The 17,438-nt window shown below is 67.4% G+C and carries 18 protein-coding genes and 1 pseudogene; 8 read left to right on the top strand and 11 right to left on the bottom strand.

Annotated features, from left to right (window positions below; all coding sequences use genetic code 11):
- Positions 1-27: 27 nt before the first annotated feature.
- Positions 28-705 (bottom strand): hypothetical protein, encoded by a 678-nt coding sequence (locus AB0B64_RS06140; RefSeq protein ID WP_357940708.1) that lies wholly within the window; start codon positions 703-705, stop codon positions 28-30.
- Between the two features lie 469 nt (positions 706-1,174).
- Here AB0B64_RS06140 and AB0B64_RS06135 point away from each other — a divergent pair, with 469 nt between their 5' ends.
- From AB0B64_RS06135 to AB0B64_RS06125, 3 genes are all read left to right on the top strand, one after another.
- Positions 1,175-1,705, top strand: a complete 531-nt coding sequence (locus AB0B64_RS06135) for a PadR family transcriptional regulator (RefSeq protein ID WP_357940706.1) — start codon at positions 1,175-1,177, stop codon at positions 1,703-1,705.
- Between the two features lie 96 nt (positions 1,706-1,801).
- Complete coding sequence (locus tag AB0B64_RS06130; protein ID WP_358175062.1) at positions 1,802-2,821, top strand: alpha/beta fold hydrolase; 1,020 nt, start codon at positions 1,802-1,804, stop codon at positions 2,819-2,821.
- Between the two features lie 20 nt (positions 2,822-2,841).
- Positions 2,842-3,294 (top strand): nitroreductase family deazaflavin-dependent oxidoreductase, encoded by a 453-nt coding sequence (locus AB0B64_RS06125; RefSeq protein WP_358175060.1) that lies wholly within the window; start codon positions 2,842-2,844, stop codon positions 3,292-3,294.
- Between the two features lie 7 nt (positions 3,295-3,301).
- Here the strand turns inward: AB0B64_RS06125 and AB0B64_RS06120 are convergent, their stop codons facing one another.
- A complete protein-coding gene (locus AB0B64_RS06120; protein ID WP_358175058.1) occupies positions 3,302-5,977 on the bottom strand; it encodes a LuxR C-terminal-related transcriptional regulator in 2,676 nt (891 codons plus the stop codon).
- A 303-nt stretch (positions 5,978-6,280) separates the two neighbouring features.
- Here AB0B64_RS06120 and AB0B64_RS06115 point away from each other — a divergent pair, with 303 nt between their 5' ends.
- Complete coding sequence (locus AB0B64_RS06115) at positions 6,281-6,886, top strand: dihydrofolate reductase family protein (RefSeq protein ID WP_357940698.1); 606 nt, start codon at positions 6,281-6,283, stop codon at positions 6,884-6,886.
- Positions 6,887-6,959: 73 nt separating this feature from the next.
- Positions 6,960-7,424: a hypothetical protein gene (locus AB0B64_RS06110; RefSeq protein WP_357940696.1), complete on the top strand. Its 465-nt coding sequence runs from the start codon at positions 6,960-6,962 to the stop codon at positions 7,422-7,424.
- Between the two features lie 40 nt (positions 7,425-7,464).
- Here AB0B64_RS06110 and AB0B64_RS06105 read toward each other — a convergent pair whose 3' ends face one another.
- On the bottom strand, positions 7,465-7,866 hold the full coding sequence (locus tag AB0B64_RS06105; protein WP_225289157.1) for an NUDIX domain-containing protein: 402 nt from the start codon (positions 7,864-7,866) through the stop codon (positions 7,465-7,467).
- Positions 7,867-8,381: 515 nt separating this feature from the next.
- Between AB0B64_RS06105 and AB0B64_RS06100 the strand changes: the two genes are divergently transcribed.
- From AB0B64_RS06100 to AB0B64_RS06090, 3 genes are all read left to right on the top strand, one after another.
- Positions 8,382-10,292 carry a sialidase family protein gene (locus tag AB0B64_RS06100; RefSeq protein WP_357940694.1) on the top strand — a complete coding sequence of 637 codons (1,911 nt, stop codon included), beginning with the start codon at positions 8,382-8,384 and terminating at the stop codon, positions 10,290-10,292.
- Between the two features lie 221 nt (positions 10,293-10,513).
- Positions 10,514-11,248, top strand: coding sequence for a FadR/GntR family transcriptional regulator (locus tag AB0B64_RS06095; protein ID WP_358175055.1), 735 nt, complete (start codon positions 10,514-10,516; stop codon positions 11,246-11,248).
- 85 nt (positions 11,249-11,333) lie between these two features.
- The gene (locus AB0B64_RS06090; protein ID WP_358175052.1) at positions 11,334-11,603 is read left to right on the top strand and encodes a hypothetical protein; all 270 of its coding nucleotides are present in this window, start codon (positions 11,334-11,336) and stop codon (positions 11,601-11,603) included.
- Between the two features lie 190 nt (positions 11,604-11,793).
- Here the strand turns inward: AB0B64_RS06090 and AB0B64_RS06085 are convergent, their stop codons facing one another.
- From AB0B64_RS06085 to AB0B64_RS06050, 8 genes and pseudogenes are all read right to left on the bottom strand, one after another.
- Positions 11,794-12,111 carry a hypothetical protein gene (locus AB0B64_RS06085; protein WP_358175049.1) on the bottom strand — a complete coding sequence of 106 codons (318 nt, stop codon included), beginning with the start codon at positions 12,109-12,111 and terminating at the stop codon, positions 11,794-11,796.
- A gap of 15 nt (positions 12,112-12,126) precedes the next feature.
- Complete coding sequence (locus tag AB0B64_RS06080; RefSeq protein ID WP_357940686.1) at positions 12,127-12,702, bottom strand: GNAT family N-acetyltransferase; 576 nt, start codon at positions 12,700-12,702, stop codon at positions 12,127-12,129.
- On the bottom strand, positions 12,689-14,800 hold the full coding sequence (locus AB0B64_RS06075) for a tetratricopeptide repeat protein (protein WP_357941477.1): 2,112 nt from the start codon (positions 14,798-14,800) through the stop codon (positions 12,689-12,691). Before AB0B64_RS06075 ends, AB0B64_RS06080 begins: the two co-directional genes overlap by 14 nt.
- A gap of 20 nt (positions 14,801-14,820) precedes the next feature.
- Positions 14,821-15,369: a DUF6879 family protein gene (locus AB0B64_RS06070; protein WP_357940684.1), complete on the bottom strand. Its 549-nt coding sequence runs from the start codon at positions 15,367-15,369 to the stop codon at positions 14,821-14,823.
- A 9-nt stretch (positions 15,370-15,378) separates the two neighbouring features.
- Positions 15,379-15,603: a hypothetical protein gene (locus AB0B64_RS06065; protein ID WP_357940682.1), complete on the bottom strand. Its 225-nt coding sequence runs from the start codon at positions 15,601-15,603 to the stop codon at positions 15,379-15,381.
- A 777-nt stretch (positions 15,604-16,380) separates the two neighbouring features.
- On the bottom strand, positions 16,381-16,689 hold the full coding sequence (locus AB0B64_RS06060) for a hypothetical protein (protein ID WP_357941502.1): 309 nt from the start codon (positions 16,687-16,689) through the stop codon (positions 16,381-16,383).
- Between the two features lie 109 nt (positions 16,690-16,798).
- Positions 16,799-16,891 (bottom strand): annotated as a pseudogene (locus AB0B64_RS06055) (MerR family DNA-binding transcriptional regulator); the annotation flags it as partial.
- 93 nt (positions 16,892-16,984) lie between these two features.
- Positions 16,985-17,260 (bottom strand): hypothetical protein, encoded by a 276-nt coding sequence (locus tag AB0B64_RS06050; RefSeq protein ID WP_358175046.1) that lies wholly within the window; start codon positions 17,258-17,260, stop codon positions 16,985-16,987.
- Positions 17,261-17,438 lie beyond the last annotated feature (178 nt).

Below are 17,438 nucleotides of genomic sequence, written 5' to 3'. Positions count from 1 at the left end.
TCATCGGGCCTGCCCGAAGCCGCCCCATCATCCGGCCTGTCCGAAGAGGAACATGGCGATGCCCACGACGCCTACCAGGAGGAGCCTGCCGGCCACCGTGGTCGTTCGCGGGACCGGACCGGTGCGCAATGTGGCCACGCCCAGAGGGACGAGCGCGACGCACAGTCCCGCGGCGGCGGCGACCGACCAAGGAGTCGTCCCCTTCAGCACCCCCAGCGGCATCGCCGATGCCAAGCCGAGGGCCAAAGCCCGTAGCGGTCCGAAAACCCCCGAGCGGTACGCGCCGATGGCCAGCAGAATCCAGCCGCCCATGATGGCGGCGTTGAGTGCGCTGAAGACGTGGAACGCGCCGTAGGTCTCGCTCACCGTTCGCGTCGCCGATGCGGCCCCCTGAACGGTCACCAGCTGGAAGTCCAGATGATCGACACCGGCATGAAACGCCCGGGCGAACAGGCCGAGGACCGTTAAGGTGCCGCCCCATACAGCCAGCTCCCGGAAACCTTCGCCGATCCTGACAGCGAGAAGCACGACTCCCGGCCAGAGCAGCACCCACCCGGCGGCGACAAGGCTGTAGGAGGTCGTCATGAGGTCCGGATCGTGCTCGTAAGCGCTCAGTTGCGCGGGGAAGAAGAAGTCGTAGCGCAGGCGAAGCAGGATCCCAGCGAGCAGTAGCAGGGGGCCAACGATGAGGGAGGCGCCGCCCACCCAGCGTCCGGGTAGGACAGGACTCGAAACGGCGATTGACGGAGTCGGGAAAGTCATGGGCCAACGATGCTGCAGCCGCGTGCGCCGCGTCGTCGGAGCACGGGCCATACTTTCAGGTCAGACTGTGGTCGTACGGGTCTGCCTTGTGTCGGCTTCCAGTCCGGTCTGAGACCAGGCACCATGCCGCCGCGTACCTCGGGGCGGCGCCCTTGCCCCGAGCCGCGCCGTCGGTGTCGGTCGCCGTACTTCAGCGCGTCGTCCTCCCTCCCCTGGCCAGGGTCGTCACCCGGCTTGGCGAACGGGCGCAACCCTCGCAGGGATGGCAGGGCCCGCACCGGCGCCCGCCGAACCGCTGGCGCTGGATCAGTGGCCTGAAGGAGCACCGTCCCGGCTCCGCTCCACGGAGGGCTAGCCTGGGGCGGGCGCGTGATCGGTGGGTACGACGTGCCCACGGCGAGTGAGGGAGACGATGTCGGCGACGCGACTGCTGGTCCTCGGCGTGGTACGGCTACACGGTCAGGCACACGGCTACCTGGTCGGATCCGAGCTGGATTCGTGGGAGGTCGCACAGTGGGCAGGGCTCAGGTCGGGGTCGATCTACCACGCTCTCCGCCAGCTGGCCAAGGACGGCCTGCTGGACGCCACCGAAGTGCACGAGTGGCCGGGCCGCATCGACTACGCCATCAATGACAAGGGCGAGGCCGAGTTCTTCGGGCTGCTGAGAAGTGCCCTGAGCGTGCCGGACCGACGTCCGGAACTGCTCGGCGCAGCCCTCGCGCTGCTGCCCGCCCTGCCTGAGAAGGAGGCGCTGGAGCTGCTCAAGGAGCGGTTGCGAGCGCTGGAGGTCGAGCAGGCGCGGATCGTGGCCGCGATGGACGAGCAAGAGCGGCCAAGGCACCTGAGGGAGCTGTTCGGCCTGCGCGCGGCGCAGGCGGCGAACGACGCGGCGTGGACCCGTGGCCTGATCGGCAGGTTGGAACGGGGCGACGAACCGGCCTGAGCGACCGGGATTCGAGTTGACGGTGGGGAGGCCGATGAGTCATAGTTCGATACCCAAATTTGGTTACCCAAATTTGGTTACCGATGAAGGAGTTCCATGCGCATCGCGGCAGCAGCAGCATTACTGGCGTTGATCTCGATTCCCACGACCACGATCCCGGCGGCGGCGAACGCCGCCACCACCTGCAGGACCGTCAGCGCCAAGGTGGCGATGACCGCCGGTGGCGCCGCCGACCAGCGCGTGGCCGGCACCCTCTGCCTGCCACGCGGCCGTGCCGCCAGCGTTCAGCTGCTCATCCCCGGCGGCTTCTATGGTCAGGCCTACTGGCAGATGCGCGGGGACCGGCGGCGGCCCTCGTTCGTCGAGACCATGACCGCCGCCGGGTACGCCACGCTGGCCATCGACCGCCTCGGCACCGGCGCGAGCTCGTACCCGCCCAGCGCCCGCTTCCAGCAGGACACCCACCAGATCGTCATCCGCCAGCTCATCCGGCAACTGCGCGAGGGGCGCCTCGGCGGCCCTCGCTTCGCCAAGGTCGTTCTGGTCGGCCACTCGCTCGGCTCGACCCTTGCCCGTACCCTGGCCGCCGCGCATCCGGCGGAGGTGGACGGCGTCATCCTGACCGGCGAGTCGAGTGTGCCCAACGAGGCCGCGTTCGAGCAGATGGGCGCGGGGATCTACCGGGCCGCCGACGATCCGCGCTTCGCCGACCGCGGGCTCGACGACGGCTATCTCACCACCCGGCCGGGCCTTCGGGCCACCTGGTTCTACCACCGGCCCAACGCCGACCCCGAAGTCATCGCCGCCGACGAGGCCGCCAAGACCACCGACGTCTTCCCGCCCGGCGACTCCTACACCCCGCCCTCGATCAACAAGAGCATCCAGGCGCCCGTACTGATCGTCAACGGCGAGCACGACAAGCTGCTGGCCGGAGCCCGCTCCTCCTCCGCCGCTCTCAGAAGTCAGGAGGCCCCCTTCTACGGCCCGCGCGCGAGGCTGGAGGCCATCGTGGTCCCCGGCACCGGGCACGTGCTGAACGCGCACCGCACCGCGCCCCGCTGGTTCGCGCAGGCACGCGACTGGGTCGACCGCCGCGTGGGCGGGGCGGCCCGATGAGCCACGAAGAGGGTGGCCCAATGAGCCAGGAGCCGACTGACAGCCCGACCAAGTGGGTTGCCAGGCACGTCAACAGCTACGTCGAGTCCGGTGGCACCCGGGGCCACCTCTTCCACGGCGCGCCCACCCTGCTGATCACCACCACCGGCCGCCGTTCAGGACTACCGCGCCGCACCGCGCTCATCTACGGCCGCGACGGCGACCGCTACCTCGTGGTCGCCTCCAACGGAGGCGCGGCCGACCATCCGCTCTGGTTCCACAACCTGCTCGCCCAGCCGCGGGTTAGGGTGCAGGTGGGCGCCGAGGTGTTCGACGCGGTGGCCCGCCCGGCGACCGCGGACGAGCGGCCCCACCTGTGGGAGACGATGACCGCGATATGGCCGCACTACACGGGCTATCAGCGAAAGGCGCCCAGGGAGATCCCGGTGGTCGTCATCGAGCAGGCGGCCATGCCAGGCGGGCGCGGTCTTTAGATGGCCCCTACGGGTCGCGCGCCGAGAGCTTCAGTGTGCAGGTGTGCTCGAAGCGGGCGCCCATCCGGGCCCACAACTCGGCCGCACGGGACAGCGCGTCGAGGTCGGCGTACTGCCGGCCGGTCGCCCGTAACACGGTGGCCGCGACCCAGTCGTTGTCCCCGGTGTCCGCGGCGGCCGCGGCCAGGTCGGCTTCCGCACGCGGAAGCTCGGCGGCCACCGCGAGCTCGACAGCCGCGGCGCGGGCGAACGGCAGGTAGCGGGCCCGCGTCCGGTACTGCCAGGCGTGCTCGGCCAGTTCCGCCGCCCGGTCCAGATCACCGAGATGCAGCGCGATCCTGGCGTCGACGAAGGTGGTCAGCGGGGCCAGCCGAGACTGGAAGGAGCCGTTCTGGTGGGGAGCGGCGCTCTGCGCGGCGCGGTTCCGCCACCTTTCTACGTTGTCCCGGTCTTCGCGCAGGCCGTGGGCGAGGATGACGTACGGCATGGTGACCTGCATCCAGAACATCCGCGGCCGTCCGGCGCGCTGCCAGCCCTCCCACATGGCGTCGGCGAGCCGGATGGCCTCGTCGAGGTCGCCGCTGAGGACGACCATCGGAATGGTCTTGCTGGCGGTCAAATACGCGCTGTCGCCGGACAGGTCGCCGGTACCGATCAGCCGGGCGATGGTACGCGCGGCCGGCAGGTCGCCGGCGGCCACGGCGTCCAGGCAGGCGAGCGCCTGGGCGTCGTCGATCTCGGCGACGTACGCGGGGCTGTGCGGATCCGGGCCGGCCAGCAACTCCAGGCGCTCGCTGGTGATCTGATGCGCCTCGCGGCCACGGCCGTCGTTGGTCGCGACGGTACGCGCCGCGTCCAGGGCGGCGCTGATCAGGATCGGATCGCCGGTGACCCGTGCCGCCTTGACGGCGGCCGCTGCCAGGTCGAAATCGGGCTGAAGCACTTCGGGGTCGGCGGTCCAGGCGGCCGCACAGGCCAGCCGGGCGGCGACGACCGGATCGTCGTGATCACCTGCCGCGGTCGCCTCGTCCAGGAGTTCGCGGCGCCGCTCGTACGGGATCGGACTGCGGAAGGTGACCGGGAACCGGCCGGCCAGCTCGACGGCGCGGGCCAGCGCGACGGCACGAGCGTTGCCGTCGCCTGCCGCGCGGGCCCGGTCGGCGGCGGCCAGCCACAGGTCGTACGCCCGGCTTGAGTCGTTGATCACGTGCGCGCAGTCGGCCGCGTGGCCGAGATCGTCGATCGCCTCCGCCGGCGTCGGCGCGCAACCGGCGGCGCGCTCGTACCAGTCGGTGGACGCGCGCAGGTACCCACGCGCGAAGGTGAGCCGGGCCAGCAGCCGGATGAGCTCATGGGTGTCCGGTGCCGTCGCCAGTGCGGCGCGCAGGTCACCCGCCACCCTGTCGAAGGTGGGATGCCAGTTCTCGCCGAGCCGCGCCGCGAGGCCGGTCGCGGTGTCGATGGCCCAGCTCAGGTACCGCCGCCGCACCAGGTCGCGCTCCGGGTCGCCGTCGAGCTGTTCGGCGGCGAACGCGCGGATGGTCTCCAGCAGCTGCCAGTTGCTCTGCCGGTGCCGGATCAGGCTCTTGTCGACAAGCCTGCCCAGCAGGTCGGCGGCGTCAGGGGCGGGCAGGCCGGCGACGACGATGGCGGCCGGCAGGTCGAAGTCGCCGACGAACACGCTCAGCCGCCGGAACACGGCGCGCTCGTCCTCGGCGAGCAGGTCGTAACTCCAGCCGATCACCGCTCGAAGCGACCGATGCCGTACCACCGCCCCGCGACCTCCCGCCAGCAACCGCAGGTAGTCGCCCAGTCCGCTCAGCATCCCGGTGGCGCCGAGCGAGGCGCTGCGCGCCGCGGCCAGTTCGATCGCCAGCGGCAGACCGTCCAACCGGGCGCACAGATCCGTCACCGTCGCCGGGTCTAGTTGGTGGCCGGGGTGTGCCAGCTCGGCGCGGTCCCGGAACAGCTCTTCGGCGTCCGAACCGAGCGGGAGCGGCGCGAGGGGGTGTACCCGCTCGCCGGGGAGCCCGAGCCGCTCCCGGCTGGTCGCCAGGATCGTGGTGGGACAGGTGGCCAGGATCCGCTCGGCGAACTCGGCCACCGCGTCGGGCACATGCTCGCAGTTGTCGAGCACCAGCAGCGACGGGCCGCGCCGCAACCGGGCCACGACGGCCTGCTCCACCGGCTGTTCGGCATGCTCGGACACGCCCAGCACGGCGGCGATCGCCTGCCCGACCAGACCGTCTCGTACGGGCACCAGATCGACGAACGCCGCGCCGTAGCGATATCGCGACGCCGCCTCCTCCGCGACCACTCCGGCGAGGCGAGTCTTGCCCACCCCGCCCGGCCCGGCCAGCGTCACCAGCCGGCCGTCCGCCACGGCCGTCAGCACGGCGCCGACCTCGTCCCGCCGCCCGACGAAACTGGTCCGCGGGCGCGGCAGGCCGGCGATGGTCCCGGGCGGCGTGATCGTCTCATCGGTGGTCGCGGCGCGCGCGGCGAGCGCCTGCCGGTCGGTCACCCCGTACTTGCGCAGCAGCGAGGAGACGTGGCCCTCGACCGTACGGACGGAGATGTGCATGCCACGGGCGATCTGGGCGTTGGACAGTCCGGCGCCGAGCGCCGTCAGCACCTCGGCCTCCCGCGCCGAGATCTCGGGCCCGCTCACGTGGCCGGGCACGTGGCCTCCAGGTGGTGACCACGTGGCCGGTACGGATGTCCGCCGGCCGCCGTGCGCGCATGCTGGAGTCGAGTCGGGAGGTGAGAGTGATCGACGGCGGTTACGAAGCCATGACCCGAATCCACGACTGACCCGATCGGCCGCTCACCAGGCAGCATCCAGCCTCCCCTCGCAGACCACCGAACCAGATCCCCTCGCTGACCGAAGGAACGGGCCGGCGATGGCAGCGTAACCGGACCAGGCCGCTGGTGACGTGTCCTGGCGGTTGACGACTGAGCAGGCACGACCAGACAGGAGAAGTACATGAGCAGAGTGATCGTCGGCGCGACCGTATCCGCGGACGGCTTCATCGCCGATCGGAACGACAGCGTTGGGCCGCTGTTCGATTGGTACTTCAACGGCCCGCAGGAGTTGACCGTCGCACCCCACCAGTACCGGCCGAAGGGCGGATACCGACCGGCTCCCGCCAGCGCCGATCTGCTCCGCGACACCTGGCCGGCCATCGGCGCGGCCATCATCGGACGCCGTCTGTTCGACCTCACCGACGGCTGGGGCGGTCGGCCCGCCGTGGGTGATCACGTCTTCGTCCTCACCCACCGTTCCCCCGGTGACTGGCCGAGACGCTACCCCGAGGCTCCATTCCATTTCGTCACCGGCGGCCTGGAAGAGGCCGTGGCTCGCGCCAGGCAGGCGGCCGGCGACCGCACCATTTCCCTCTCCGCAGGCGATCTCGCCGGCCAGGCGGTCTGCGCCGGGCTGGTGGATCAGGTCGACATGTACGTCGCTCCGGTCCTGCTCGGCGACGGGATCCGGTTCTTCGGAGAACACAAGGTCCCCACCACCATGATGGAGAACCCGCGCATCGTGGCCGGCGACAGAGTCACCCATATCAGTTACGACATCCGCTGATGGCAATTCGATTAGCCAATTTTTGGCAAGCCATCTAGACAACAGGCTGACCGGAGATCCAGAGTTGATGACTATGGACCCGGCAAACGATGCGATCTTCGACCAGCCCGACCTCCTTTCCGTGCCCGACGCCGACCTCGAGGTCGCCACCACCTACCGCGTCACCGTTACCCGCACCGGAAAGCAATGGACCGCCACCGCCACCGACCTGCCCGGCGGGCACACCATCCAGGCCCAAGGCGCAAACTGGGTCGAAGTAAGGAGAAACATCGGCGGTCTCATCGTCGACCTGCTCAAGGACGAACCCGGCACGATCGGCCTCCGCGTCATCCCCGGAGACCCGGAGGCCGCCGCCGCCCTGGCGGCCGTCATCGAAGCCCGCCAGGCGCGCATGCTCGCCGAGCAGGCCGAACGTGACGCGGTACGCCACGCCGCCCGCCTCCTCATCGCCCAGGGATGGACCACCCGCGACGCGGGCAGCGCCATGCGACTGTCTCACCAGCGCATCTCCCAGATCGTCTCGGCCGCTACCCCGTAGGGCGTACGCGCTGCTCGCCCGCTTCAAAGCGGTTCTTGAGTCAGTGAAGCTGGCCGGTCTCGTGCAGGTGATCGAAGATGATCTGGTCCACGGGGGCCACACGATCGCGGGCGGCGTACGTCAGCCAGATGACTTCTTCGATCTCGCTGCTGGGAGTGGGTGTTCCGTGGTGATCGGCGGTGTAGCAGGTCATCTGCACGGCAACACCGTCGGCGTGGCCGTGTGCCTGCGCCTGGTAAGTGCCCACGTGGGTGGCTGTGGCGGGGTTGATGGCGACGGACAGTTCCTCATCGATCTCGCGAACGAGGGTGTCGAGATCGGTTTCGCCGGGTTCGCGCTTGCCGCCAGGCAGGTAGTAGACGTCCTTGCCGCGTGAGCGAGTGCTGAGGATTCTGCCGTCCCGCAGGTGGATCCAGGCGATCTTGTCGATGATGATGGCCATCGTGCGTCCCCCTCGCTGGTTGAGAACGGCCGATCGAGCGGCCGGTCCGTCCGGTCGTTCGATGAGTCTGCCACGGCGGGAGGGGGTTCCGGCGCGTACGCAGGGCGACCGCGCACGTACCAGGTCGCCGCTGGACTACGCGAGCCCATAACCGACCGCCCAGGTCCCGAGCCCACCCACGGCCAGGTGCGACGCCCAATCGGCGAGTCGGCCGCCGAGGCGGGCATGGCGGCTGCCGGACGAGGGGCTCCGCGCTGGAGTGCTTCGAGTTCTTGAGCCCCACAGGCCTGATCGCGCAGCAAAACCCCAGCTCACAGAACCGAAACCGAGTTTCTGAGCGAGCACCGCGAGTGCGCCGATGTCCCCGCCGTGGACTCTCTCGGGCCAGCCGGACGATCAGCTCGCGGACACATTCGCTCACTCGCGAACATCCTACATTCATCATCTGTTAAACATCCAACGTTGGACGTAGGATGTCCCCTCCATGACTGTCTCCTGTCAGGAAGGGCAAGGACATGCACGATGGTCACCCCCCAAAGGTCCGTACCGGGCGCCCCTGGCGCCGCCGGGCGGGCGCCGTAGTGGTGCTCGCCGGCTTACTCGTCAGCGGGTTAGGCGCGCCGGCGACCGCGGAGACCTTCCAGGCCGGCACAGCGAGCGACACCGCACCGTTCGTGGACGAGCAGGTGCTCTACAAGCAGGGCGACTTCGGGTACGGCTGCTTCCGGATCCCCGCCGTGGTGCGGGCCACGAACGGCATGGTCTTGGCGTTCGCCGAGGGGCGGGTGAAGGACTGCGGCGACGACGAGGACATCGACCTCGTGTTGCGCCGTTCCGCCGACGGCGGGCGGACCTGGGGACCGCTGCAGGTGATCTCGGAGGGCAACGGCACCACCCACGGCAACCCGGTGCCGATCGTTGACGAGCGTACCGGGCGGGTCGTGCTGGTGAGCACCCACAACGGTGGGGAGCCGTGCCCGAACGGCTGTGACCGCGACCCCTGGGTGCAGTTCAGCGATGACCACGGGGCGACCTGGTCGGCGGCCAGGGAGATGACCGAGGGCAAGCGTCCGGAGTGGAACTTCTGGTACGCCACCGGCCCGATGCACGGCATCCAGCTCAAGCTCGGCCCGCACGCCGGCCGGCTGGTCGTCGGAGCGAGTTTCGAAAGCTGGGACCGGGTCGGCAAGCACGTCTACGGCACGCACCTGCTCTACAGCGACGACAGCGGGGTGACCTGGAACATCGGCGCCGAGACGTCTCGCGACGACGGCACGGTCATCGCCCAGGAAGTCACCGTCGTCGAGCTCACCGACGGGCGGATCTACGCCTCGGCCCGCGAGCGCGGCACCGACGAGGGCAGCCGGGCGTACGCGACCAGCAGCGACAGCGGCGAGACATGGGACGCGCCGTTCCGCACCATGCCGGCGCTGGCGACGACCGACATCCAGGCGTCGCTGCTGCGGTTCGGCGAAAAGCGCATCCTCTTCTCCGCGCCGATGCACCCGGGCGCCCGGGAGGCGATGGGGATCCGGTCGTCCTACGACGAGGGGCGCCGCTTCGAGACGTGGGATGAGGGCAAGGTCTTCTACTGGGGCCCGTCGGCGTACTCGGACATGGTGCGCCTGGACGGCGACGAGGCGGCCCTGATGTACGAGGCCGGCAACATCACGCCGTACGAGCAGATCCGGTTCACGCGGTTCAACGAGGCGTACCTGGAGACGCCGAACGGCACCCCGCCCGGCATCCCCGGCCCCCCGGCGCCCGGCCCGACGACGCCGGACAACTCGCCGTACCGCAACCAGGCGTATGTCCGCGGTGGTGCGCAGACCACCGCTGGGCGGTTCGGCGGCGGGCTGGCCCTGGACCGGGTGGACGACCGGGTGGAGGTGCCGTTCAACGACAGCATCGACCTCGGTGCGAAGGACTTCACGCTGAGCTCCTGGATCCGGTATTCGGAGCAGACCGGCGCGCACACGATCCTCTGGTTCCACCGGGTGAACAGGGGCACCAACCCGCCGGCGCTGTGGCTGCGGGCCGAACCGGCCGGCAACCGCATCCGGGCGGTCCTCTCCGTCGACCGGTTCAACGTGACCGTGCAGTCGACGAGCGCGTACAACGACGGGCAGTGGCACTTCGTGGTGCTCCAGCGGGTACGTGGCGAGCTCCGGCTCCTGGTGGACGGCGTACAGGTCTCGTCGGCGGCGGCGCCGGCCGGTTCGGTGACCCTCGGCAAGGAGTTCGGGCTCGAGGGGATCCACGTCGGACAGCGGCTGGACGGTGTGGACCGCTTCCGCGGGACGCTGGACGAGGTACGCGTCTACCGGCGCGCCCTCGCGAGCACCGAACTGGACCTGATCCGACGGTTCAACCTCCCGATCGGCGGTCAGCTTGGCCTGCGGCTGCCGTTCGATCACGTCGGCTGAGAGGACACGAGCCGCTTGGCGATGGCGCTCCCGGGGTCACGTGGGCGCCATCGCCGCGCCTTGGCGCCGGCTGGGCTGAAGGCGGCGAGGAGCGAGGACGAGCAACGTCTGTCCGGTGGCCCGATTGTGTCGTCGGCGTAAAATCTCCTGCCCCGCCTGGCCTTCCGAGATCGAGAGGTGGGATGTTTGGACATACGGTCTTCGACGAGCCTGGGGGCAGCATGCGTATGCGTGACGGCATGTCGCTTCAGGAGCGCATCATCGCCATGATCCACGAGCGCGGACTGGCCCCCGGCTCACCGATGCCCACCGAAGTGCAATTGATGGATCTGCTGGGGGCGAGCCGCAACAGCGTCCGCGAGGCCGTACGGGCCCTGCGGGCGTTGGGCATCGTCGAGATCCGGCACGGACATGGGACGTTCGTCGGGCACGCGTCGCTCGACGTACTGACCCCGTCGCTTGCCTTCCGGGTGCGGTCGGGGCCGGGCGGCGGGATCCGCGCGCTCCAGGATCTGGTCGAGGTCCGCGAACTGCTCGAGACCGGGCTGGTCGCCCAGGTGGCCCAGAGCACCAGCGCCCCCCGGCTCGCCGCGTTGGACGCCCTGGTCAATGGCATGGATCGGGACCCGGAAGCCGATCGGGCGTTCCACGCGCTGCTGTACGAGTTGTGCGGCAACGAGTTGGTGCTGCAGCTGATCGGTCTGTTCTGGGACGTCTACCACGAGGTCGAGCCGACACTCGGCCCACCGGAGGAGCGGAGCGCGGAGATCGTCGTCAACCACCGCCGGATCGTGGCGGCGCTTCGAGCTCGGGACGCCGAGGCCGCCCAGGAAGCCATGCGGCTGCACTTCCGCGACGTCAAGGCGCGCATCGCGCGGGCGGAGGCCCGGCCGGTACCCGCGGCCGACCTGACCCGGCCGCCCGGCCATACCCGGTCACGCCAGGCCGACGGCTGATGTCCATGCCTAGGCCGAGGGCCTGACAGCCGCCTTCAGCGATTGAACGTAAGCGCTCGCCGTCGCGCAGTAGCTGTGCCCGCCGATGACTCCGGGCGAGGCGCTGGGCGACTGGTGGACACGCAGCGGCCGACCCTCGTCCGGCATCGACGACTACGAGCTCTACCTGCATGACGTCCCACACGAGCTGGCCGAACGAGTACTGGCCCACGACGGCGCGCTCGCCGAGAAGATGAGCATGGGGCGGGCGGGCCGCGAGCCCTGGTCGCTGGCCGCTGGCCCGCCGTTCCGACGAAGTACCTGCACTGCCGCAGTGACCGCCTCTTTCCTCCCGACTTCGTACGCCGCCACGTGATGGAGCACCTCGGCATCATGCGCGGCAGCCACATGGCGATGCTGTCCCGGCCGGGCGAGCTGGCCGATTACCTGCTCCAGGTTCTGCCGTGACGGGACCAGGACCGCTTCGCGGCCGCGCCGTATTCACCAGGCCTATCGCGAGAGCCAAGTAGATCAACTCGGATCTCTGACCTGTCCTTGAACAGGGCTCAGAGGGTAATGTCACCGTGGATGTCGCGGGCCTGAATCACCTTGTTGGCGTGCCCCGTGAAGGAATTAGCGACGGAGCTGGCCTGTGCTTGGTTCCACAAGCCAAGACAGTCCTGACGAAACGCGGGATCCCGACTGAACTCCGCCTCAAGGGCGGCGGCGACCTTCTCCTCGGATTCGAGCGCAGTCTGCCTGTCGCGAAATCGATCGCGGACACGGCGGGTCAGGTTGCTCAGTGCCGTGCCGGCGGACTCTCCTGCACGGGTCGCGATACCAGTGGCGACGGCACCGGCGATAGCAAGGGTAACTGGGTCCATACGGAGCTCCCCCTCTCAGGAATTGGGACTCAGCTGGGATAGGCACTCCAAGACGTAGACGTCCCAGTGCGGTGGAGTGACACCGGGCAAGGGTCCGTTTCTGCCTACATGGTGCCATCCAAGGTGACGATAGATGCTTTGCGCCTGCACTGCTGTCGGTTGTACGGACAAGATGGCCCGTTCCTCTGTTCGCGTGCCAAGCAGACGATTGATCATTCGACGGCCGATGCCGCGGCCTCGCTGGCGCGGGAGGACGGCTAAGCTAGTGAGCGTGTACGTCCTTCCGTCCCATTCACTGGTTAATTCAGACGGAAGTGATCCCGGAATGAAACGCCACCAACCGTGGTCGGCGGGCAGGCGGTGCCCGTACGCGTAGCCGACGAACCTGCTGCCCTGACAGGCTACAACCACGCCGAAGGTCGGGTCTTCGGCCAGGTGGCGCAGGTCTTCAGCATTCTCTCGCGAAGTGTCCGGTGTCCATGCGAAGGGCGACTTCAGGAAGACAGCATCGTGAATGGCACAAATGGCGCTGAACCAGCCTGAGGGAAGCTCGCCATTCTTCGACTTCAGAACGATGTCATTCCTCACCATTGTTAGCTTTTGCTCTTAGTTCTTCAGCCATTGCGCTCTCTCCGAAAGTGCTATACAACTCGGCGGCAGTCAGCCAGTTGTTGTGCGCGCTCGAGACGTCACCCAGTCGGTGATGTACGTCACCGAGCGCGGCCAGTGCCATCGCGAGACTCCGCCGGTCTTTGAAGCGGTCGAACGTTCTGGCCGCTCGCATCAGCGCTTCGATGGCCTCAGTGTCTCGGCTGAGTTTCACGAGCGCTCTGGAGAGCGGAAGCACGCCCCAGGCTTCGCTCCATTCGTCATTGATCTCGACAAAGATCCGAACAGCTTCGGCCCCCAGCGATACCGCCTCGTCGAAGTGACCCAGATGGGCAGCATGTTCCCCAAGGCTGAGCAGCGCCATGCCCTCCCCACGCCGCAACCCTCCTGCACGGAAGACCTCAAGGGCGGCTTGGAAGTAGTTACGCGCCTTCTCACGGTTCCTCATCTCCGCGTGAATCAGTCCGAGTCCTCTGAGGGAAAAACCGGTGAGCCATGCGTCGTCGGCGTCCCTGGCATATGAGAGAGCGCTCTCGTAATTGGCTATCGCACTTTCTCGTCTGCCTCCGCGCCAGTCCGCATCTCCTAGTGCGAAGACGTTCGAGGCCTCCCCCAGGCGGTCACCGAGAACTCGAGCAGCTTCGGCACCGGTACGGTGGATATTCTCCCACTCCTTCCAGTAGGAGTGAAGCTCAAAGAAGCCGTCGGCAACAACGGGCAGCTTCCATGCGATGTCGTACTGGCCGGTGTCCATGGCCTGGTTCACCGCGCCCAGAATATTCAGGCGCTCCACCTCAAGCCATTCCATGGCCGCCTCAGCGTCGGCAAATAGTGGATTCACGAGTTGCTCCTGTGGAACAAGGGGCACTTCGTGCGAGTAGAAGAGGATCGCTCTGCGACCAGCGTCGACGGCCAGGAGATACCAACTCAGGACCCGGCGAACCGCCAGCAGCTGGTCCTTCGCACTGGTCTCTTCCCGGAGACGTTCCTTCGCATATGCCCTCAGTAGGTCGTGCAATCGATAGCGACTCGCCGCCACCTTTTCCAGAAGATGCGTCGCAGATAGTGTGTCCAGAAGCCGCTTCGTGGCACGCTGATCGGTGGAATTGAGCAGTGCCATGGCTGCCTGCGTACACAACTCTCGGCCGGGATGAAGACCAAGCAACCGGAAGGCCCGCTGCATTTCGACTGAGAGCGCGCGGTATGACCAGGAGAAGGCGGCACGTACGTCGCTGAGTTCGTCTTCGCTCGAGGCGAGAGAGTCGAGCCTGTGCTGCTCCTCCTCGAGCTCGGCTACCAATTCCGTAAGCCCCAGTTCCGGTCTGTCCAACGCGCGTTCAGCCACGACTCGCAGCGCTAGCGGAAGATAGCCGCATAGTTCGGCCACACGGACTGCGGCCTGAGGTTCTGCGGCAACACGGGCCACGCCGATCACTTGTCCGAGCAGCGCGACGGCGTCGGGAGAACTGAGCACCTCCAGGGTCACACGAGCAGCCCCTTCTCTTGTTACCAACCCTGACAGGCTACTTCTGCTTGTGATCAAGGCAAAGCACCCGTTTGAGGCGGGAAGGAGCGGCCGTACCGTGGCGGTGTCAGCGGCGTTGTCCAAGACCACGAGCATTCGCCTGCCGCTGACGAGCGAGCGGAACAGCGAAGAGCGTTCCGCCAGGGTTTCAGGAATGCCCTCTTTCGGGACATTGAGCGCTCTCAGAAAGCTGTCGAGAGCCTGGTCAGCGCTAAGCGGTGCGCTCGGCCCGTAACCGCCGAGGTCGATAAAGAGTTCTCCGTCTGGAAAATGGTCACGCACCCGATGGGCCCAGTGCACGACGAGCGCGGTCTTGCCGACCCCCGGAGCTCCAGCCACGGCGGAGACTGCGCCCGTGCCGCTTCCCACCTCCAGAAGGCGGTCAAGCGCGGCCAGACTCTCGGCCCTGTTAACGAAGCCGCCCGACGGAAGGGGAAGCTGTCGCGGCAATGGAAGTGCCCGCGCCAGAGAAGTCAGGTTGATCGCGCCGTGCATGGTACCTATCTGCACGACGGAATTGGCGTCACCCGTAAATTCGCTGCCAGCGCTTTGCATTTCCACCGGATCGCCATAGTTTAGAATTTGCCATCGCGCTTCGCCGCAAAGTCAGCAAACGGAATGGATTGACCAACTGCCATATCTCTCCAAAAATTGGCTTGGACGATCTTCTCCGGGTCGTCCACAATCTCCGCAGCCTCAAAGGAACCATCCTCTTTGTAATGCATGGTGACGAGGCTGGACGAGTCGAAGAGCCAGTAGTCATAGCGAGGGAGCCCCGCAGGCCATTCGCCGGGCGGAACGGGGATGAGTCGAACATCTTCACCGGCCGGTACCGTGTGAGCATACGCCCAGGCGCACTCAAACCGCACGTAATCGGACAGAGGCTCCTGCACTACGTGAACCCGGTGCAGGAGCTTGCCGGAGTTCCGTGCCGGCTTGACCGTTTCATCGATCCACTGCGCGATTCCAGGGAACTCACCGCGCTCCTGGCCGTTCAGGAAGAGATCGAACTCCGTCTTCTCGTAGGAGACTTCGTAACGCTGCAGCGACTCCAGACGGTAAGCCGTGAAGCGGAATTCGGTGAAGAAGCGGTTGAACTCGGCGTCATCGAGAGAGCGAAACATCCGCCCCACTTAGCGGACCTCGTTCTTGGCACGAAGCTTGTCGACGGCACCCTGCAGCACCTCGGGCGCGATCTGCAGAGCGATCTCGCCCGGCAGAACGTTGGCCAGGTTGGAGAAGGTTTCCTGATCGACTGCTGGCCCCTGGACCACGACCTGGCCATTCTCGGCCAAATAGATAGCCGGACAGCCGTTGCCGCCTGAGCCTTGATCCTTATAGAGCATTTCGAGCCGCATGAAACCCTCCCGTTGGATCATGAAATTTGCTTTAATTTATCGCGATAGAACTACCAGGTCAAGCTCGGCGCGTCCGGAAGGCCGTAATACCCTAATACATGTGCACAAACTCCCTCCCCTTCAGACTCAGCCAGAGACCGGTGCCAAGCCCGCACGCAAGAGGCGCTGCGCCCACCGGACATGATCCTATTTACAAAGCAGCTGGCGCATGCCAAATCATTGAACAATTTCCACACCATTCTCTCAAGCAGCCTCGATTCGTCAGCGGGCTGTGTTGTGTGAGTAGCTCGATTTGCCCGTAATATCCCCGATGCGGTTGGGATTGGGCCGTCGCATGTCGCTGCGGGGACGCCGGGTTCCACGGGTCCGGAACTGGGCTCCTTCCTGATCGTTGTGGCGAGAGCCGGTAGCGCATGCTGTCCAGCTCGGCGGGCTCCTGGCCGGGCTGATCATGCAGGGCGAGCAGGCGCAGTCGGCAGTCCAGGTCCTGGCCGCCTCGACCACCGCGCGCTCGCGGGCCAGCGCGCCGAGCCACTGCGGGTGGTGGGAGCCGGCGATGCCTCAGCCGATGTTGGTCGCGGTGACCGAGTACTTCCAGCCGGTGCGGGTCTCGAAGGCGGTGAGGTTCTTGCGGTGACGGTCCGAGGGGCGGACCCGGCGTACCAGCAACCGCATTCCACGCGGTCAGCTGGCGCGTCGGTTCAGGCGGTGAGTCCGCTACACCACGTCGATGCCGGCCGAATGCGTTCTCGCCTCGACCAACGCCCTCAGCCGGATTCAGGCCGGCTTCTGCTCTTCTCCGTGGCGGGCGAGCAGCCCGTGCCGGATCGCGCCGTCAGTGCGGGACCGGAGTCCGGCCGGGATGGGCAGCAGCGCGGGATGGGCGAGATAGTGGTCGGCCAGGGCTGTGGCGAGTTCGTCGACCCGTGGGTCGTCCGGCTCCCACTCAGCGGCGCGCCACATACGCTTGATCAGGGAGAAGTATCGAGGATCGTCGAGGCCGCGCTCGACCTTGGCCACATATTCGTCGAAGCCTTCCGGCACCAGGGCCCTGATCAGCACCAGGCCCTCCCGGGCCATCGTCACGTCGTCCGGAGTGAAGCCGAGATCGGCGGCGACCTTGTCCAGCTTGGGCCAACTGCGGCAGGTCGGCCGATCCGCAACGTCGGTAGCCGGAGCTGTCGCGGCAGGGTTCGTCGATCAAGTCGTGCTTGTGGTAGTGCCGAATGGTCTTCACCGTGACGCCGGCGAAGGTCGCCGCCTGGCCAATCGTGACGCCTTCCGTCATCTGCTCATCCGACCTCGTGATCGTGGGGTGCCGGCGAGTTCGCGAACGGCGTCGGCGATGGCTCGGAAGTCCTTGCGCAGCATGTTGCCGTGATTACTGGCGACCTTCGGGCTGATCTTGAGCGCCTCTCGCCGCAAGGACGGCGTCGACGTCACGGACGTGCGCCTCGAACGAGGCAGCCGCGGCCGAACGTCTCGATCGGCCGCGGGCCCGCATGTCGTACGTGATGTGCCGGTAGTCGCCGCCGAGTTCGGCGATGACGCGCCGCCAGTACCGCTGAGTGGCGAACTGGCCATTGAGATACAGCAGAGTACGGCCGGGCCCACCGGTGTCGGTCACGGCCAGCGCGGTGTCGTCGACCGGCACCATGCCGGTCCAGGTGGAGGTTAAGTTGGTCAGCTGTTCAGCGTGAACCCTGACCTAAAGTCAAGGTCAATCCCAGTCGGCTACCTCGTCACCGGTCACGACATGTTCGGCGTCGACACGATCCCGCGGCGACGCCGAACCTACCCATCGGTACCGGTCACGCCGGTCATGCTGCGAGACC

The organism is Nonomuraea sp. NPDC049129 (assembly GCF_040648495.1).
Classification (GTDB): domain Bacteria; phylum Actinomycetota; class Actinomycetes; order Streptosporangiales; family Streptosporangiaceae; genus Nonomuraea.
Note: the sequence above shows the minus strand (reverse complement) of the source record. Positions and strands in the feature narration are given on the sequence as shown.

Excerpts from the sequence above, each read along its gene's own strand:
- AB0B64_RS06135 (WP_357940706.1), top strand. The coding sequence starts at position 1,175 with ATGTCGGCGACGCGACTGCTGGTCCTCGGCGTGGTACGGCTACACGGT.
- AB0B64_RS06080 (WP_357940686.1), bottom strand. The coding sequence starts at position 12,702 with ATGGTGAGGAATGACATCGTTCTGAAGTCGAAGAATGGCGAGCTTCCC.
- AB0B64_RS06065 (WP_357940682.1), bottom strand. The coding sequence starts at position 15,603 with ATGCGGCTCGAAATGCTCTATAAGGATCAAGGCTCAGGCGGCAACGGC.
- AB0B64_RS06100 (WP_357940694.1), top strand. The coding sequence starts at position 8,382 with ATGCACGATGGTCACCCCCCAAAGGTCCGTACCGGGCGCCCCTGGCGC.
- AB0B64_RS06050 (WP_358175046.1), bottom strand. The coding sequence starts at position 17,260 with ATGGTGCCGGTCGACGACACCGCGCTGGCCGTGACCGACACCGGTGGG.
- AB0B64_RS06115 (WP_357940698.1), top strand. The coding sequence starts at position 6,281 with ATGAGCAGAGTGATCGTCGGCGCGACCGTATCCGCGGACGGCTTCATC.
- AB0B64_RS06085 (WP_358175049.1), bottom strand. The coding sequence starts at position 12,111 with ATGGACCCAGTTACCCTTGCTATCGCCGGTGCCGTCGCCACTGGTATC.
- AB0B64_RS06110 (WP_357940696.1), top strand. The coding sequence starts at position 6,960 with ATGGACCCGGCAAACGATGCGATCTTCGACCAGCCCGACCTCCTTTCC.
- AB0B64_RS06075 (WP_357941477.1), bottom strand. The coding sequence starts at position 14,800 with ATGCAAAGCGCTGGCAGCGAATTTACGGGTGACGCCAATTCCGTCGTG.
- AB0B64_RS06095 (WP_358175055.1), top strand. The coding sequence starts at position 10,514 with ATGCGTATGCGTGACGGCATGTCGCTTCAGGAGCGCATCATCGCCATG.
- AB0B64_RS06105 (WP_225289157.1), bottom strand. The coding sequence starts at position 7,866 with ATGGCCATCATCATCGACAAGATCGCCTGGATCCACCTGCGGGACGGC.
- AB0B64_RS06130 (WP_358175062.1), top strand. The coding sequence starts at position 1,802 with ATGCGCATCGCGGCAGCAGCAGCATTACTGGCGTTGATCTCGATTCCC.
- AB0B64_RS06070 (WP_357940684.1), bottom strand. The coding sequence starts at position 15,369 with ATGTTTCGCTCTCTCGATGACGCCGAGTTCAACCGCTTCTTCACCGAA.
- AB0B64_RS06125 (WP_358175060.1), top strand. The coding sequence starts at position 2,842 with ATGAGCCAGGAGCCGACTGACAGCCCGACCAAGTGGGTTGCCAGGCAC.
- AB0B64_RS06090 (WP_358175052.1), top strand. The coding sequence starts at position 11,334 with ATGACTCCGGGCGAGGCGCTGGGCGACTGGTGGACACGCAGCGGCCGA.